This window comes from Flavobacterium sp. RSP15 (assembly GCF_003968755.1).
GTDB lineage: Bacteria > Bacteroidota > Bacteroidia > Flavobacteriales > Flavobacteriaceae > Flavobacterium.
In genome coordinates this window covers 13,034-30,237 of the sequence record NZ_RYDL01000013.1, presented here as the reverse complement: position 1 = coordinate 30,237, position 17,204 = coordinate 13,034, and the positions used below count along the sequence as shown (strand labels likewise).

16 protein-coding genes are annotated in these 17,204 nt (G+C 34.3%); 5 read left to right on the top strand and 11 right to left on the bottom strand.

Going from position 1 to position 17,204, the window contains the following annotated elements; genetic code table 11:
* Positions 1-77 precede the first annotated feature (77 nt).
* The 7 genes from EKM00_RS12350 to EKM00_RS12325 all read right to left on the bottom strand — a co-directional run bounded on the left by EKM00_RS12350 (position 78) and on the right by EKM00_RS12325 (position 6,568).
* Entirely contained in the window at positions 78-1,538 is a 1,461-nt protein-coding gene (locus tag EKM00_RS12350; RefSeq protein WP_126455429.1) for a lipopolysaccharide biosynthesis protein, read from the bottom strand.
* 41 nt (positions 1,539-1,579) lie between these two features.
* Positions 1,580-2,869 (bottom strand): glycosyltransferase family 4 protein, encoded by a 1,290-nt coding sequence (locus EKM00_RS12345; RefSeq protein ID WP_126516405.1) that lies wholly within the window; start codon positions 2,867-2,869, stop codon positions 1,580-1,582.
* A 2-nt stretch (positions 2,870-2,871) separates the two neighbouring features.
* Complete coding sequence (locus EKM00_RS12340; protein WP_126463410.1) at positions 2,872-3,099, bottom strand: hypothetical protein; 228 nt, start codon at positions 3,097-3,099, stop codon at positions 2,872-2,874.
* Between the two features lie 4 nt (positions 3,100-3,103).
* On the bottom strand, positions 3,104-3,577 hold the full coding sequence (locus EKM00_RS12335) for a nucleotidyltransferase (protein ID WP_233592293.1): 474 nt from the start codon (positions 3,575-3,577) through the stop codon (positions 3,104-3,106).
* Between the two features lie 6 nt (positions 3,578-3,583).
* Positions 3,584-3,748, bottom strand: a complete 165-nt coding sequence (locus EKM00_RS14750) for a hypothetical protein (RefSeq protein ID WP_158614749.1) — start codon at positions 3,746-3,748, stop codon at positions 3,584-3,586.
* Between the two features lie 66 nt (positions 3,749-3,814).
* Positions 3,815-6,235 carry a YfhO family protein gene (locus EKM00_RS12330; RefSeq protein WP_126516404.1) on the bottom strand — a complete coding sequence of 807 codons (2,421 nt, stop codon included), beginning with the start codon at positions 6,233-6,235 and terminating at the stop codon, positions 3,815-3,817.
* A 48-nt stretch (positions 6,236-6,283) separates the two neighbouring features.
* Positions 6,284-6,568 carry a DUF4834 family protein gene (locus EKM00_RS12325; RefSeq protein ID WP_126455421.1) on the bottom strand — a complete coding sequence of 95 codons (285 nt, stop codon included), beginning with the start codon at positions 6,566-6,568 and terminating at the stop codon, positions 6,284-6,286.
* 123 nt (positions 6,569-6,691) lie between these two features.
* Between EKM00_RS12325 and EKM00_RS12320 the strand changes: the two genes are divergently transcribed.
* Entirely contained in the window at positions 6,692-7,576 is an 885-nt protein-coding gene (locus EKM00_RS12320) for a transporter (RefSeq protein WP_199734695.1), read from the top strand.
* A gap of 110 nt (positions 7,577-7,686) precedes the next feature.
* On the opposite strand, the gene EKM00_RS12315 is transcribed toward EKM00_RS12320, so the two are convergent.
* Positions 7,687-8,619, bottom strand: a complete 933-nt coding sequence (locus EKM00_RS12315; RefSeq protein WP_126516403.1) for a peptidylprolyl isomerase — start codon at positions 8,617-8,619, stop codon at positions 7,687-7,689.
* Positions 8,620-8,843: 224 nt separating this feature from the next.
* Between EKM00_RS12315 and EKM00_RS12310 the strand changes: the two genes are divergently transcribed.
* Positions 8,844-11,363 (top strand): M14 family metallopeptidase, encoded by a 2,520-nt coding sequence (locus EKM00_RS12310; RefSeq protein ID WP_126516402.1) that lies wholly within the window; start codon positions 8,844-8,846, stop codon positions 11,361-11,363.
* A gap of 84 nt (positions 11,364-11,447) precedes the next feature.
* Here EKM00_RS12310 and EKM00_RS12305 read toward each other — a convergent pair whose 3' ends face one another.
* Together EKM00_RS12305 and EKM00_RS12300 are read right to left on the bottom strand one after the other, a co-directional pair.
* Positions 11,448-12,626: an MFS transporter gene (locus EKM00_RS12305; RefSeq protein ID WP_126516401.1), complete on the bottom strand. Its 1,179-nt coding sequence runs from the start codon at positions 12,624-12,626 to the stop codon at positions 11,448-11,450.
* A 143-nt stretch (positions 12,627-12,769) separates the two neighbouring features.
* Entirely contained in the window at positions 12,770-13,306 is a 537-nt protein-coding gene (locus EKM00_RS12300) for a lipocalin family protein (protein ID WP_126516400.1), read from the bottom strand.
* Between the two features lie 419 nt (positions 13,307-13,725).
* Between EKM00_RS12300 and EKM00_RS12295 the strand changes: the two genes are divergently transcribed.
* The gene (locus EKM00_RS12295) at positions 13,726-14,256 is read left to right on the top strand and encodes a GNAT family N-acetyltransferase (protein ID WP_126516399.1); all 531 of its coding nucleotides are present in this window, start codon (positions 13,726-13,728) and stop codon (positions 14,254-14,256) included.
* Positions 14,257-14,364: 108 nt separating this feature from the next.
* Here EKM00_RS12295 and EKM00_RS12290 read toward each other — a convergent pair whose 3' ends face one another.
* Positions 14,365-14,922, bottom strand: coding sequence for a DUF4494 domain-containing protein (locus EKM00_RS12290; RefSeq protein ID WP_126455916.1), 558 nt, complete (start codon positions 14,920-14,922; stop codon positions 14,365-14,367).
* A 242-nt stretch (positions 14,923-15,164) separates the two neighbouring features.
* Here EKM00_RS12290 and EKM00_RS12285 point away from each other — a divergent pair, with 242 nt between their 5' ends.
* Together EKM00_RS12285 and EKM00_RS12280 are read left to right on the top strand one after the other, a co-directional pair.
* Positions 15,165-15,800 carry a TetR/AcrR family transcriptional regulator gene (locus EKM00_RS12285; protein ID WP_126455914.1) on the top strand — a complete coding sequence of 212 codons (636 nt, stop codon included), beginning with the start codon at positions 15,165-15,167 and terminating at the stop codon, positions 15,798-15,800.
* Between the two features lie 70 nt (positions 15,801-15,870).
* Positions 15,871-17,202 carry a TolC family protein gene (locus tag EKM00_RS12280; protein WP_126516398.1) on the top strand — a complete coding sequence of 444 codons (1,332 nt, stop codon included), beginning with the start codon at positions 15,871-15,873 and terminating at the stop codon, positions 17,200-17,202.
* The last annotated feature ends 2 nt before the right edge of the window (positions 17,203-17,204 follow it).

The window sequence follows — 17,204 nt, the reverse complement described above, 5'->3', positions numbered from 1 at the left end:
ATTAAATATAAAAAAAATAATTATAAATACATGAAAATAAGCGACTTAATACGTAAAAATCCGAAAATAAATAATATTTAGGTGAATTTTTTTACAACCAAATTCAGAGCTTCGTTTATCTCTATTGAAATAACAAACTTGTAATTAATATAAATATATAAAATGGCTACTAAAATAGATTTTAATCCTATGCTTATGATTGGATGAAAAGGAAATTCCCAGAAATAAAACATCAAGAACAATACAAAAGTTATCGCAAGAGAATATAATGTCTGTATTGTAAACGGATACAAGTGCATACGCTTGACTACAAAAAGCAGTTTAGCCAAACTATACAGCGTTATTGATAACAAAGTAGCTACTGCAGTTCCTGTTATAGCATATCTTGGTATAAAAAACATGTTCAGTCCTATTGTTAGAAAAACAAGTAATAAACCTAAAAACAAGACCATACGGTAGTATTTTGAATTAAAAATAATAGCATTATTATTTCCTAAAATCAAATCAAAATATTTAGAAATCCCTATCAAAAATACCACTAGAATTCCTCCGCTATACTCTTTTGGAACCATTATATACAACTGGTTGATATTGACAAAAATACACAGCATTACAAAACCGCCTACAACTTGCAAATTAATTGATGTTTTTTTGTACAAATCATTTAATTCATCCTGTTTATTCTCATGCATTAACTTAGCCGTTATGGGATATGTAATTTGATGCATCGCCCTACTGGGAACTGCTATGACAGATGCAATATAAGTAGCAACGGAGTAATAGGCTATATTCTCAATTTTAATGTATTGATTCAGCATAATTTTATCAATATCCAACAACATAACCGCAACACTACCTGATAAAATAATGAAAAAAGTATATACTAAAACATCTTTCACATTTTGAGGAATGGAAAACTGAAATACAGGTTTTTTTATTCGGAAAGCATAAAACATCGTTATAGCAAAAGCCAAAAAATAAATAATAGCAGTAACATAAATAAATTGTACCACTGTAATCCATTTATAATAGACTCCAATCAAAGCAAATAAAGAAAATAATCTCAATCCTACCTCTTTTACAAAATTTCCAAAAACCGAATGCATATGCACTCTGGCCCAAGCATAAAAGATCTCGAAATAAGCCATACTAAGTCCTATAAATGGAATAAGCCATAAATAATCCTTAACTACAGGATTTTCTTTGCTCAAGTATAATGAAATAGGTTCAAAAAAGAAAAATCCAATCAATACTAAAGGAATACACAACAACAAAGGAATTAATACAGTAAACGAGAGAAACTGAGAGCGTTCTTCCTCTGTTTTATACTGGGTATAAAACTTCACCAACGTATTTTGCATACCAAAAGCCAGCAAAGGCATAATGATATTTGCCCAAGAAAGAATATAGTTTGTTAACGCATAAAATACTGTTCCTAAAAAAAACGGATACAAATAAAGTGTATTTATTGCCCCAATACCAAAACCAAAATAGGTAATTATCGTATTCTTTAAAGATTGATTTAATACTATTCCCATTTCTTTATCATTGCGAGACACAAAGCAATCTCACTTTTAATTTATATTTTATTAAGCAGTTTAACCAATTCTTTAGTAAGATTTTTTCTGGAATAACGCTGTAATCCAACTCCGTTTACCTGTAATTTACCTTCCAAAAACTGATTATAAAAGTCCAAAATTACACTTTTAAGTTTCATTTTCTCCGAATAATCAAAAAATATGCCCGTGTTGGTAGTGGTAATAATTTCGGCAAAATCAGAACCGTTGGGTCCGATAGCAATGATAGGCCTGTTAGAAACCATATATTCAAATAATTTTCCAGGGATAATACTTTTAGTCTCTTGAGAATTAATTTCGACAAGCAACAAAACCTGAGATTTTCTTTGATGTGCAATCGCTTCCGAATGTGAAACGTAGCCCAGATTATTCAAAAAGGAATTTAGTTTAAATTGCGAAATGGTTTCTAAAACTTCCTGACTTACTGCTCCAATCAATTTGATTTCCAAATGCGATTTGAACTCCGGAATCTCATTAATTAATTCGATCAAACTCTCCCATAAAATCAGAGGATTTCTCTCGGAGAGAAAAGAACCAATGTGTGCCAAAGAAAATTTAGAATCCAACGCTTGTTTTTCGACTTCCTCTGTATCATACCCATTGGTAATTACCGCAATGGGTTTATCTGTAATCGCCTCAAATTCGGTTTTGGTGGTTTTGCTTGTTACGATAATAGTATCGGCTGTATTCAAAACCTGATGTTCTAGTGATTTGTGTTTTTTAGCAGCAAAACGAGACAACCGCAAGGATTTGTGATAACCAATTGTGGTCCATGGATCTCGGAAATCAGCAAACCATTTTAAATCTAATTTCTGTTTTAATTCTAATCCAATAAGATGCAGACTGTGCGGTGGTCCCGAAGTAACAATGGTATCAATATTATTTTCTACAATATATTTCTCCAGATAAGCAACTGATGGTTTTACCCAAAAAACACGCGCATCGGGAATAAAAAGATTTCCACGAATCCAAAGAAAAGTTTTGTCTAAAAAAGATTGCTTTTTCTGATTTGGAATAATTCCTGAACTGATTTTTTTAGTTTTGTTTTTCGAAAGAAACGAAGCCAGTTGATACGGTTCGAAAATTTTCTGTTTCAAAATAATCGCTTTAACAGAAACTTCTTTAACCAAGTTTTCATCAACAATAGGATATGTTGGATTCTCCGGAATATACACAATCGGCTGAATGCCAAAGTCTGGCAAGTATTTAACAAACTTTAGCCAACGTTGTACCCCAGGTCCTCCAGCCGGTGGCCAATAATAGGTAATTATTAAAATTTTTTTTGGTTCCAAGTTTAGGATTTTGTTGTAATTGATTTTAAATCCGTAAAAAACAAAGTACTGTTTTGATACAATCCTTTTGAAATAATGTAAAAAGCCGGTAAAGCGGGGATTACTGAATAATATTTAAATTTGTCAGGTATAAATAAGTAAATACCAAACAATACTCCAAAAATAAAACCTAATAAAAAAAGCAACAACAATATTTGTTGAAACGATTTTAAACCGAATAATTCTATCATAATTTTAATAAATATTTTTGTTATTTAGTTTCTCCAACTCTTCAATATCTAGTTGATCCTTAAGTCTATTAGCTGCTTTTTTGGAAATAATCAAATTATCATAATCAATAAAAAACACTGGAATTCCATCTATATCTATGATGTTTGCTTTTTCTAAAAGTGCAGCAAAAGGTTGATTTTCTAAACCTTTAACAGAAGTCATAATATCCAGTCTAAAATTAATATTTAGAGTGAAATCTGTCCAACCGGGAATGAATTGCATAGTTTTAATACTTTCAAAATCACCCAATCCCATTTGTTTAATGGCCTTTCTCAAATTTTCACGATTAGCTATTGTATCTTCAATGAAAATATCAATATCTCCTGTGTTTCTTCCGTAGCCGTAAATATTTACTGCAAATCCACCGATGGTTAGATAGTTTACCTTGTTTTCTGATAAATACTTCCAAACATCTATTATTTGTTTCTGCATATTCATTTCAAATTATTTTGATTTTGAATATTTTTTTGCTGCCTTTAATAAGCAAGATATTTCGATTATTGCCATCAGTTTTTCAAAACGTTGCTGATAAGTCAATTGTCTTGTTTCCTCAACATATCTAGCCTCCTTTACTGTTGGATGTTCGTGATTTAATTTGACTTTACCCATTGCATTAAAAATTTAGAATGTATTCGAAAATTTATTAGATCAAATTTACAAATAAATATCAGACAGCTAACGCCTTTTTTTTCTTTCAAAATAAATCCCACCAATCAAAAGCAACAACATTCCTATGGAACTTACCAACGTAATCGTGCTTCCGGTTTTTATAACTTGAGGTTCAAACTTAAATTCTATTTTGTGTTGACCCCCTGGAAGAACTAGTGCTCTCAATACATAATCAACAGGGAAATGAACTGTTTTTACGCCATCAACATAGGCATTCCATCCCTTTTCATAATATATTTCAGAAAAAACTGCTAAAGCATATTTAGTATTATTAGCAGTATATTTAAGATAATTGGGTTTGTATACGTCTAATTGAATGGTTCCACTGGTATCCCATTTTCTTTTCAATCCAACATTTCTAAACTTAGATCCATGCTCATGCCGGTTAAATATTGCGACATCTTTAGTATTTAGTTGTCCTAACGATTTCATCTCGTCATCAGGGGTATTAACCACTTTCACGCTGCTTACAAACCAGGCATTCCCATTGGCATTTGGGTTCGAAGTTGGAAATTCTTTTCCTTCCTTATCCGTCTGAATTACATACTTGACATTTAGCATGTTTAGGATTTCCATATTATTATTGGCAATTTGATAATCAAATAATTGTTGCATTCTTCGTGGCTTCACGGCACTGTAACCACCTATTGATTTATGAAAATAAGAAGCCCGTGCGCTGGACAAGTTTCCACTTACTTCAAAAACTCTGTAATGAGTTGTATCCTTGAGAATTTCAACATCGGAAGCTGTTTCCTGAAATGGGACTTCCACTTCCCTACCGCTGACAAAATCTTTTCCTGACACATAATTTTTATCAACAAAAAACAAATCAAAAACCATCAATAAGCCTACAAGTATAATAGCGGTTTTCTGAGCAAACCTATTTTTAATAAACAACCATAAAATACCCGCTGTAATTACTATCAAGAAACCAGATCGCAATAAATCAGCACTATACAAACTCATTCGGTCCTGTTTTAAGGCATTAACAAAGTCAGGTCCGTAACTTTGTTGATAATACGCATCATTACCTCCAGAGAAACTAAACATACTTTTACTAAAAAACAAGATCAGTATTAATCCCAGCCCTAAAACACCGGTCTCCATTACGGCTTTCTTTTGTAGTTTTTTGTCCAATGTAAAGAAAGACTGTAAGCCCATAATAGCCAGAACAGGAAAACACAATTCAAGAATAACTTGTATGGAGGAAACTGCTCTAAATTTATTGTACATAGGAATATAGTCAATAAAAAAATCAGTCACTAAAGGAAGATTCTTCCCCCATGAAAGTATCAAAGCAACTACAGCTCCAGAAAGGAATACATATTTTATTTTGCGTGTATCAATAAACAAGGCCATAATAGCCAAAAAGAAAACCACTATACCAATGTATGCGGGAGCAGCAACTATGGGTTGATCTCCCCAATAGGTTGGCATTCCTGAAACAAAATCAGTTGCCTGATCTTCTGGTACGCCCTTGCCCACCATTAGTTCAAACATATTACTGTCTTTTCCTACTGCCTCATTATTTGAGCCTCCAAAAAGTCGGGGCGCTATCAGATTAAAGCTTTCCATAATTCCATAACTGTATTCCGTTATGTACTCATACGTCAAGGCGCTATTACTATCCTTTTTTGAACCATCAGGATTAAAGATTAATTCACTTTTCCCTCGAGTACTAAAATCTGCATATTCGGCAGTAGCTAATAAATTAGTCGCATTGGTGCCAATAGCAAATATTCCCGCAACCGCAAGTATTCCAAATGAATACAGTAGCGATTTATAGTCTTTTTCTTTTACTTGCTGGTACACAAAATATATAGAAAGAATCAATAAGAAAATCAATAAATAATAGGTCATTTGAAAATGATTCGCATTGATTTCTAATGCTGTCGCAAAAAGTGTAATCAAACCTCCTAGTATGTATTTTTTTTGAAACACCAAAATAAATCCGGCAATAACCAACGGCATATATGCAATCGCATGCGCTTTGGCGTTATGACCAACACCGAGAATAATAATCAGATATGTAGATAAACCAAAGGCCAATGCTCCAAAAAAGGCTTTTAAGGGATCCACTTTTAATACCAGCATCAAACCATAAAATCCAAGAAAATATAAAAACAAATAATCAGCCGGACGCGGTAAAAATCGCAATGCATCGTCTATCGCACCAATGTAATCGTGTGGATATTTTGCTCCTAGTTGATAGGTTGGCATACCTCCAAATGCGGAATTAGTCCAATACGGCTCCACATCATTGGTGGCTCTAAAGTCATTTTGCTCTTTGGCCATTCCTGTATATTGCACAATATCAGACTGGAAAATTTGCTTTCCTTGTAACACAGGATAAAAATATATCAGAGAAATCACAACAAAACCAAGTATGGCTAAGGCGTGTGGATAGAACTTATTTATTATTTTCAATGTAAAATGGTTTGGATTATAGTAAAAATGATGCTGATAACGACAAATTTAATCTATTTCTTCGTAATCAACATAATCGCCCACTTTTTTGGTTTCGCGTGGGTTTTTAGTATTTGCTGTTGTGTAAAGAACTTCTTCCTCCTTCGATTGCGTTTTTTGCCACGTATTCTCTTGTGCATACTGCTGTTGCTTCTGCATGTTTTCGCCTGCTTTCTGCACTACTTTTTTTACTAATAATGGCAGAAATAATTTCGCCAAAAATCTAAAAATATAATAGAAAGCAATCATATAAAAAAGTGCTTTTATAAAACCAGTAAATGAAGCTGTTTGCATATAATTGTAATTTTTTCCAAAATTAATAAATCAACTGTTCAAAATTAAACTATCTCTCTTAAATAAATAATAAAATATACTACATTTGAAAAGCGTTGTTACTTTTTAACTAAAAAAAATAAGATGTCCAAAATCAAAATCTTACTAATTGTAGCTCTCTCAATGATTCCAAGTATTCATTATGGGCAACATACGGATCAAATCAATTCGAACAGACCGGGTGAAACCATGTCGGCTTTTGCTGTTGGAAAGTCTGTTATCCAAATAGAAACTGGTGTTTACGGGATCAAACAAAACCATCGTTTATTGAACTATGATGCAAACGGTTTTGGGATTGATGCCACATTGCGATGGGGATTATTCATGGAAAAGCTGGAATTGATAGCCGATATACAATACCAAAACGAACAATACACTTCTTTATTCAACAAAACCAATCGTGCAGACTTCAAGCAAACGGTTCTGGGAGCTAAATATTTAGTGTATGATCCTTTCCGGAATTATGAAAAAAAAACAAACCTCTACAGCTGGAAAGCCAATCAAAGTTTTGACTGGCATCAATTAATTCCTGCTGTATCTATATTTGCAGGAGCTAATTTTACGATGGCAGACAATCCCTATTCTTTTTCCCCTGAATCCAGTATATCTCCAAAAATTATGTTGATTACCCAAAACCACTTAGGCGATGGCAGGTGGGTTTTTGTGACGAATATCATTGCTGACTATATTACTACTGAATTCCCGAGTTATGGCTACGTGGTAACTTTGACTAGAGGGTTTAATAACAAATGGTCCGGATTTGTAGAAAATCAGGGGTTCAAAAGTGATTTTTACAGCGATGCAATTGTTCGTGGTGGCGCTGCTTATTTGTTAAATAAAGACATGCAAATTGATGCCTCAATAAGTACAAGTCTTAAAGATACTCCATCTGCACTGTATGGAGGTATTGGTTTTTCCTGGCGCTATGATGCCAATTACCAAGAAGTAAGAATAAATATTGACAATTAAGTATTCCGATAAAAAAGCCTTAGAAATAAGCGGTATAAAAGAATCCCAAAACTTTCGTTTTGGGATTCTTTGTATTTATCTTTTCTAGTCGCTGAAAAGAGTACTAAAAACTATTTTACTTCCATCAATTCGACATCAAAAATCAAAGTAGCATTTGGCGGAATTGCTCCTCCGGCACCACGAGATCCATACCCTAAATGAGATGGAATTACAAAACGTGCTTTGTCACCTACACGCAACAAGGCAATTCCTTCATCCCAACCCTCAATAACCTGACCTTGCCCCAATCTAAATTCGATTGGTTTTTTTCTTGGATAAGAGGAATCAAACACTTTTCCATTCTCTAATGAACCTTCATAGTGAACAGCAACGGTTTTTCCACTTTCTGCTTTTTTACCTTCTCCTCTTTGGATGAATTGGTAACGCAGTCCACTTTCTGTTTTTTCAAAACCCGCAGCTAATTTTTCCATCGCAGCTTCAGCATCGGCTTTCAAAGTAGCATCACGTTTGTTCCGTGATCCCTTAAAGCTAATAAAAGCTTCAATTGCATTCCAATTTTTAGCTTCGTCTCCTACTCTAACGATCTCTAAAGTCTCTAAAACATCGCCTTGAGCGATAGTATCAACGACATCCTGACCTTCAACTACATGGCCAAAAACAGTATGCTTATTATCCAGCCATTCCGTAGGAATGTGTGTAATGTAAAATTGAGAACCATTCGTTCCTGGTCCTGAATTGGCCATCGCCAAAACACCCGGACGATCATGTTTTAGACTTGGATGAAACTCATCATCAAATTTGTACCCTGGATCTCCAGTTCCTGTTCCTTGTGGACAACCGCCTTGTACCATAAAATCAGGAATTACTCTGTGAAATTTTAATCCATTATAAAACTTAACTCCTTGTGGTTTAACTTTATTTTCTAAGTTACCTTCTGCTAATCCTACAAAGTTCCCAACTGTACCAGGAGTCAAATCGTGCGTTAGTTTTACTAAAACAGCCCCTTTTGTGGTGTTGAACTTAGCATATATTCCGTTTTCCATTGCTTTTTAATTTTTATTGAAATGCAAATTTACAAAATTAATTTATTTGAACCTATTCACTAAAACGTTACATTTGATAAATCATCTTGAAATTTCTTCCAATTTTCTGTCTTAAAAAGGATCCTATTTAAAGCTACTTGAAATTTAATCTTTGATGTAATTCTAACACAACCTGTATTCAAATGATTCTTTTTATACCGTCACCACTAAAAACCTATTTATCTATGAAATCTATTTATTACCTTTTATTCTTTTTTAGTTTCATTTGCAATGCGCAAGAAAGACCAGTACCGCTAGCGTATTTTTTGCCGCAAAACGAAACGTACAATGACAAAATTCCGACACCTAAAAGTGTTTTTAATTTTGAATTAGGAGAAATGCATACTGATCACAATCAAGTAGTTCGCTTTATGGAAGCTATTGCAAAAGCTTCTGACAGAGTGCAAATAGAAACAACCGGTTACACTTATGAAAACCGTCCACTACAATTACTTACCATTTCAAGTCCTGAAAATTTAGCAAAAATTGATGAAATTCATAGAAAACACCTCGCTTTATCGGATTCAGATACTAATGCTTCGGATGTATCTAATTTGCCTATCGTACTCTATTTAAGCTATTCAATCCATGGAAATGAATCCAGCGGAACCGGTGCCGCAATTGCTCTGGCCTATTATCTTACAGCCTCAGAAAGTCCTGAACTAAAGAAAATGCTGGATAATACGATTATTCTATTAGATCCAAGTTTAAATCCAGATGGTTTGCATCGTTTTTCAACTTGGGTGAACAGCCATAAAAGTAAAAACTTAGTAACAGATCCTAATGATCGAGAATTTAATGAAGCATGGCCAGGCGGAAGATTTAATCACTACTGGTTTGACATGAACAGAGACTGGCTTCCCGTTCAACTTCCAGAAAGTCAGGCGCGCATTAGGACTTTCAGGAAATGGATGCCAAATGTATTGTGTGATTTTCACGAAATGGGAACTAATTCGACTTACTTTTTTCAGCCGGGAGTTCAAAGCCGCACCAACCCACTCACTCCTGAATTAAACCAAAAACTAACCAAAAAAATTGCAGGCTACCATGCCAAAGCATTGGATAAAATCGGAAGTTTTTATTATGTCGAAGATGGTTTTGATGACTTTTATTACGGCAAAGGATCTACCTATCCTGACATCAATGGAGGTATCGGTATTTTATTTGAACAAGCAAGTTCAAGAGGACATGCCCAACAAAGCGTAAACGGAATAATCACTTTTCCATTTACCATCAAAAATCAATTTACAACCAGCTTGTCATCATTACAGGCTGCGTATGAAATGCGAAAAGAGTTGCTGGAATACCAACGCGATTTTTTTACTAATTCCAGTGCCGAAAGTAAAAGAAACAAAACAAAAGGCTATGTATTTGGAGATGAAAAAGATGCTACTAAAGTTCAAGAACTCGCCAAAATACTTAGCCAGCATAAAATTGAAATGCTGCAATTGAAAGAAGACATCACCATCAACAAAAAGAAATTCAGTAAAGATTTGAGTATTATTATTCCCATGGAACAAAAAAACTCAAAGCTCATACACGCTATTTTTGATAGACAAACCAAGTTCAAAGACAGTATCTTTTATGACATTTCAGCATGGAATTTTGATCTGGCTTTCAATTTAAATTTTGAGGAACTGAATTCCCTTTCACAAGCCGGGGCACGTTACGAAAATGTATTGAAACCCGGAACGGTCAATCAAAAAAGTGATGTAGGATACCTAATCGAATGGACAGACTACAATTCTCCTAAACTTTTATACCAATTACAGGCCAAAGGACTGCGTATAAAAACCACTAAGAAACCATTTGTCCACAACGGAAAAACTTTTTCCTATGGGAGTTTGTTAGTACCTGTTCAGAATCAGACAATGAGTTCAGACGAAATGTATGCGTACCTGAACCAAATTATCCCGGAATACGCTATTGCTATTACCGCCGTAGAAACCGGGTTTACTGATGGTGCCAATTTAGGAAATCCCAATCTAGTCAATCTTACCATGCCTAAAGTAGCTATGGTCGTGGGACGTGGTGTTGATCCATCAGATGCGGGAGAATTATGGCATTTATTTGATCAAAAAGCACAAATTCCATTGACTAAAATAGATATGGAACAACTACAAAGAGTGACTCTAAGTGGTTATACGACTTTGATCATGGTCAATGGAAATTATGGTGGACTTTCACCAGCTACAGCAGCTAAAATAGAGCAATGGACTCAAAGTGGAGGAACTTTAATTGCATATCAGGATGCTATTAAATGGCTGAATGATAGTAAATTAATTGAATTAACTTTGAAAACTACTAAAAATGAAGCTAAAGCAATTTCATTTGAACAAACTAGTGATTTCAAGGGAGCACAAGAGATTGGCGGGGCAATATTTGAAACCAGATTAGATTTATCACATCCTATTAATTATGGAATGCCACGAAATATGATGCCTATTTTCAGAAACTCCTCTATTTTTATTGAACCCAATAAAAACAGTTTTGGTAATCCAATCCAATATACTAAAAATCCATTGTTGAGCGGTTACATTTCGAAACCAAAACTGGAATTGTTAAAAGAAACGGTACCGTTTCAAGCCATTCGAAAAGGAGATGGAGCCATTTTAATTTTCACAGACAATACTAATTTCCGAGCCTTCTGGCTGGGAACAGAAAAATTGTTTTGGAATGCTGTTTTCTTTGGCAAACTCATGTAAAAAACTATATTCTTTTTAAAGTATTTCAGAGTATTATAAAAAAAGCGCAAAGTCAAAATACTTTGCGCTTTTTTTATAATCAATTCATTGTACTTTTTGCACTTTGTCTTTGCGTTTATAAGTAACTGCATAAACAGTTAATGCTAATAAAGACAAAATAATACAACCCAAAGTAACGGCCTCCCAGCCTCCATATTTCCATAACATCAAACCATAAGCTGAACCTGCCGCAGTTCCTAAAAAACTAAACGACATATATACGGTGTTCATACGGTTTCGTGCCTCTGGAAGTATTGAATATACACGGGTTTGATTTGAAATATGAACACTTTGTAAACCAATATCAATACAGACAATCCCTGTAATTATTCCGATAATACTTTGTCCTGAAAAATAAAAAATAACAAAACTGACTAACATCAATAAACTGCCATATCCCACAACAACTCTAGAACTGCCTTTGTCTCCGATTTTACCGACTAAAGGCGCCGCTAATGCTCCGGAAGCGCCCACCACGCCAAAAAGACCTATTGTTGCGCTATTAAAATGAAAAGGATCATCAGAAAGCAATAACACCATTGTGGTCCAAAACGCTCCAAATTGAGCAAAACAAAACACATTCATCACGGTTGCTTCTCGCAATAACGGTTGGGTTTTTATCAGAGAAAAAAGCGATTGAATTAATTGCGCATAAGTTCCCTCGAATACTGGTTGGTTGAATGGAAATTGCTTGTAGATTACAAAAAAAATAAACAAACATATTCCGGCGGCTATCCAAAACATGGCTCGCCAGCCCCAAATATCTCCAATAAAGCCGCTAAGGGTTCTAGATAATAATATCCCCACAAGCAAACCACTCATAATGGTCCCTACCACTTTACCCCGTTCTTCCGGCTTACTTAAAGAGGCAGCCAAAGGTAAAATCAATTGTGGCACTATAGAAGTAATACCAATAAGTAATGAAGCAATTTCTAGCACCACAAAACTTTGGGCAGTAGCCGCAATAATCAAGGCTATTACTGAGGCAAAAGTGGTGATTAAAATCTGTTTTTTACGTTCAATCTTATCGCCAAGCGGAACCATAAAAAAAAGTCCAATGGCATACCCTGCTTGCGTCAGGTAGGTTATTGTACCGGAATCCGTTACGGGGATTTTAAATTCGGCTGCTATTAAAATAATTAAGGGTTGGCAATAATAGAGGTTAGCAACGATAAGTCCTGTGCAGGCTGCCATAAACAAAACACTTGATTTGGATAAATTCATGTGACAAAAATACTATTCTAATTTTTCCTGAAAAAATTAATAAATATTTTTTTTCATACATTCCTGCACAATTTACGGCTTCAATTGGAACGTACTACGTACCAATTATTGAAAATAAGCAAGTACGTTTTCAATTGTATCAATTAATTGTGTTGGACCCAAATGAGTTGTGAAGTATTGTAGCCAAGGTCTTGTGCTGTTTTTAGATACGCCTGTTTTATATTTTGAGGCATTGTTTTATCTCGTGAAAGCAACCACAGATTCTTAATGCTTTCCCCCGCAACCAAAACATATTTATAATCCGAATCAAGTGCTATAATGGTGTACCCTGAATAAAATGGACCAAAAAAAGAAACTTTTAATTTTCCGGTGTTTGAATCGCCCACAAACTTAACCCTGCCTGTAGCTGCCACGTATTTGTTCTTTATAAAATTAAAACCCCGATTTATCATTTTAAGACTTTCATCCTCATTGAGTGAGTATTCAGCTGTGGTATTGTTTAAATTTTTTTCAAAAACAAAATCCAGCCGTGCAATTTCGTACCAGTTGCCTAGAAATTTGTCTTTATTAAAATTTTGTATTGCCTTTACCTTTTTAGGTGTAGAATGGCACAGATTCATTACGAATAAAGTTACTGAGAGCAATGTTAGACTTCCTAAGGCCAGAATTTTCTTTTTCATGATCTATCTTTAGATATCAAAATTCAGAAATAAAAAACTGTAAATCAATACAATTTAGAATACTTTAGGATTTGTTTTGGGTTTTTCGCGCAAATAATTTACACCCTCATTAAACAGAAAAAACGTATTTTATCTATTGACAAATAATGTTAGATGCCCACCACCGCTATCATTGTTAAATTTGACTCTAGTTTAATTTCAGGAATAGCTGTAGTCTTTTTTTTATTCAACTGTTCTGTTCTGTCATTCCATAAATGTTCCAGAAGTTGATTCATTTGTACTCTACAGCTTCTTTTGAGTATAAAAAAATACTCTTTTATAGACCAAAGCTAAAAAAAAACGAAAAATAAAACCTAATTTAGTACTCTTAGTAAGCGGCAGAAATACTTTAGCGAATACCCTAAAAAACTTAAATTACGATGATCAAGTATCACTTTAGAAAAGCAGAACCCTCTGAGATATCCCCAATATGGGAGATATTACAACAAGCTATCATTCGAAGAAAAGAAGACGGCAGTAATCAATGGCAAGACGGTTACCCAAATCCAGAGGTTTTACAAAAAGACATTGAAAAAGGGGAAGGATTTGTTTTGGTTGAAGGAAAAACCATTATTGGTTATAGCGCGGTATTAATCAATGACGAACCCGCTTATGAGAAAATTGAAGGGAACTGGTTAACCAATGATGATTTTGTTGTACTGCACCGCGTATCTATTGCTGAAAAGTATTTAGGCAAAGGCTTGGCTAAAATGATTCTCGGACACATTGAGGATTTTGCGGTAAGCAACCTCATTTACAGCATAAAAGCAGATACCAATTTTGACAACATTGCCATGATAAAAATTTTTGAAAGTTCAGGTTATACCTTTTGTGGCGAAGTATATTTTAGAGGAAGCCCACGAAAAGCATACGAGAAAGTCTTGGCTAGACAGAACCAATTGGAATTATAAAAAACTTAGTATTAAAATTTAAAAACCGCAAATTCGCAGATAAAAACAGTTAGCAACGGTTTCTATAATTTGCGAATTTACGGTGAGTTTTATTTAATACAATTTGTCTTAAACTGCAACTTCTTCTTCAAGTGCGGTTTCAAATTCCATGTGATCTTCTATCTCGACAGTTGCTTCCGGTTTAGAGGCTTTGATTGCATTGAACCTTTCTAATTGTTCCAATTCTCCTTCTTCTCCACTGAAATACGGAAAAACATCCATAATAGGAGATTCTGAAATAGCAGGAATCGTATAATCTCCCATCGTGCCTTTCATCACACTGATAGTATTATCATAAGCCTCTTTTACCTCATTGGCTTGCACTAATAAATACATATTGGTCTTGCGTTCTTTGCCACTTTCTTCGTCATAGGCGAGTAATGAAACTTTAGATCTAAACCAGCGATCTGCATTTTCAAAAGGATGAATCTCGGCATAATTAGCCACTTTTATATTCGTGATTTTGAATTCTTCACTAATATACGCTGACATTTCTTCATTAATTCGGCTTTCGGCTTCTGTGTAAGATAACGCATCTACCAAGTAGGGTTCAGTCGTAATTTTTTGCCCGCCGGTTTCATCTGTTTTTCTATATTTTACTTTGCATTCGTACCAAGTTGTGCTCATTTTATTTTATTTTTAGGATGTCAAAGATAGATTTTAAAGGAAACTAAATTAACTATTCCTAAAATAGATATTCACAATCTTAGATAGAAGTCACCGTTCCCGAAACCTTCCTTTTTGAGACTATCAAAAATAAAAAAACCGTTCGGCTTTATTTAAAATGTTAAAACAATGTTAAATAAAAACCAAACGGTTGTTTAATTTAAACGCTTGTTTAGTTTTGTTTTTGAAAAAATTAAATTCCATTGAAACATAATTTTAACGACAAACAAATTCAAATCCTGGAAGTTGCAGAAACTCTTTTTGCAGAAAAGGGATTTGACGGCACTTCGATTAGGAACATAGCAAAAGAGGCAAAAATCAATATTGCTATGGTTTCGTATTATTTTGGGTCCAAAGAGCGACTACTGGAATCGCTTATAGTGTACAGAACTTCAGATCTTAAAAATCAATTAGAACATTTATTGCTGGAAGATCTGGAACCCCTTGACAAAATCAATAAGCTGATTGAACTGTACATCAACAGAATCAATAGTAATCGAGGGATTTATAGAATATTACACTTTGAATTCCCCTCCAAAAAAAGCAAACAAAATCTTTCGGTTTTTTCAGAATTAAAAAAGGGAAATCTAAAATCCCTTGAAATTATAATTGAAGAAGGCCAGAATAAAGGCATTTTCAGAAAAGATGTTATTATTCCGCTTATCACACCCACAATTCTGGGCACTTTTTTTCATTTTCACATGAACAAACCTTTCTTCGAAAATTTATTAAACTTAAAAACAGAAGATTTATACAATAATTATATCAAAACCAATTTGACAACGCACATTCAACAAACTGTAAAGGCACTTCTGATCCATGAAATGAGCGCCCCATAAATGCTATGCAAAAAATAATAAAGACCTATGCGAATTCCATATTCCTATAAAAAACAAAAATTATCTACGTATGAAAGTTAGTCCATTCATGCTCATTGTGATTTTCTTCATTGGAATTTCATCTGCAGCAGCGCAAGAAAAAACAAGTTTAACATTGTACGAAGCCATCAATTTGGCTTGGACCAAAAGTAATGAAGTTACGCTAGCCAATACAAAAGTAAAAACCAAAAAGTACGAGCTGCAATCCACAAAAAACAATCAATATCCTGATTTGAAACTTTCAGGACAATACCAAAGATTGGCAAATGCTTCTGTTAATTTCAAACTCAATCAAAATAATACAGGAACTCAGGAAGCACTTCCAATTGTCAATCAATTAATGATTGGACAGTTGAATGCCAGTGTTCCGATTTTCGCAGGTTTTAAAATTCAAAATAGCATCACCGTTTATGAAAATTTGTATCAGGCAGAAATGGCTACGGCATTGCAAACAAAGGAGGAAATTGCGTTGCGGGTGATTGATTATTATGCCAGTTTATACAAAGCCCAGAAAACAATTGAACTGCTAAAAGAAAATCAAAAAAGTGCGCAACAGCGGGTAAACGATTTTATAGCCCTTGAAAAAAATGGAATTATCCCCAGAAATGATTTGTTAAAATCCCAATTACAGGCTTCGAAAATCCAATTGTCATTAGACGAAACAAATAATAATTTAAAAATCATCAACTTTTACCTGGTTACGCTTTTAAAACTAAATCCGGACACAAAATTAGAGATTCGAGAGCGTGATTTTGCCGATTTTCAAATGACTAATATCCCTGAAAATGAATTACCTGCACTAGAAAATCGGAAGGATTTAGAAGCCCTTCGGTTTCAGGGAAAAGCCAGTGAAGCCAATATAAAAATAGCAAAAGGGTCGTACTATCCGGCCATTGCATTAGTTGGCGGGTATACGGCATTAGACCTGAGCAATGTGATTACGGTGCAAAACGCGATGAATATAGGCGTCGGGCTTTCGTATGATTTGAGTGCCATTCTAAAAAACGGAACTTTAGTGCGGCTGGCCGAAAATAAATTTTTAGAAGTCCAAAACTCTGAAGCCATACTAACAGATTATATTAAAATCCAAGTTCAAAAAGCGATTGAAGATTATGATTTAGCTTTAAAACAAGATGTTGTCTATGGACAAGCGCTGGAACAATCTTCTGAAAATTACAGAATCATCAAAGATAAATATGATAATGGTCTTTCGGACACCAATGATTTACTGGAGGCTGATGTAGAGCAATTGAGTTCTAAAATCAATAAGACTTTGGCCAAAGCCAATACCATTCAAAAATATTATGAGTTACTCTCGGTAACCGGCCAATTATCTCAAACCTTCACTATTTCAAAATTATAATA

What these genes read in the sequence shown, in the direction of transcription:
- EKM00_RS12350 (WP_126455429.1), bottom strand. Translation starts at nt 1,538, where the DNA reads ATGGGAATAGTATTAAATCAATCTTTAAAGAATACGATAATTACCTAT.
- EKM00_RS12340 (WP_126463410.1), bottom strand. Translation starts at nt 3,099, where the DNA reads ATGATAGAATTATTCGGTTTAAAATCGTTTCAACAAATATTGTTGTTG.
- EKM00_RS12335 (WP_233592293.1), bottom strand. Translation starts at nt 3,577, where the DNA reads ATGAATATGCAGAAACAAATAATAGATGTTTGGAAGTATTTATCAGAA.
- EKM00_RS14750 (WP_158614749.1), bottom strand. Translation starts at nt 3,748, where the DNA reads ATGGGTAAAGTCAAATTAAATCACGAACATCCAACAGTAAAGGAGGCT.
- EKM00_RS12325 (WP_126455421.1), bottom strand. Translation starts at nt 6,568, where the DNA reads ATGCAAACAGCTTCATTTACTGGTTTTATAAAAGCACTTTTTTATATG.
- EKM00_RS12320 (WP_199734695.1), top strand. Translation starts at nt 6,692, where the DNA reads ATGTCCAAAATCAAAATCTTACTAATTGTAGCTCTCTCAATGATTCCA.
- EKM00_RS12315 (WP_126516403.1), bottom strand. Translation starts at nt 8,619, where the DNA reads ATGGAAAACGGAATATATGCTAAGTTCAACACCACAAAAGGGGCTGTT.
- EKM00_RS12310 (WP_126516402.1), top strand. Translation starts at nt 8,844, where the DNA reads ATGAAATCTATTTATTACCTTTTATTCTTTTTTAGTTTCATTTGCAAT.
- EKM00_RS12305 (WP_126516401.1), bottom strand. Translation starts at nt 12,626, where the DNA reads ATGAATTTATCCAAATCAAGTGTTTTGTTTATGGCAGCCTGCACAGGA.
- EKM00_RS12300 (WP_126516400.1), bottom strand. Translation starts at nt 13,306, where the DNA reads ATGAAAAAGAAAATTCTGGCCTTAGGAAGTCTAACATTGCTCTCAGTA.
- EKM00_RS12295 (WP_126516399.1), top strand. Translation starts at nt 13,726, where the DNA reads ATGATCAAGTATCACTTTAGAAAAGCAGAACCCTCTGAGATATCCCCA.
- EKM00_RS12290 (WP_126455916.1), bottom strand. Translation starts at nt 14,922, where the DNA reads ATGAGCACAACTTGGTACGAATGCAAAGTAAAATATAGAAAAACAGAT.
- EKM00_RS12280 (WP_126516398.1), top strand. Translation starts at nt 15,871, where the DNA reads ATGAAAGTTAGTCCATTCATGCTCATTGTGATTTTCTTCATTGGAATT.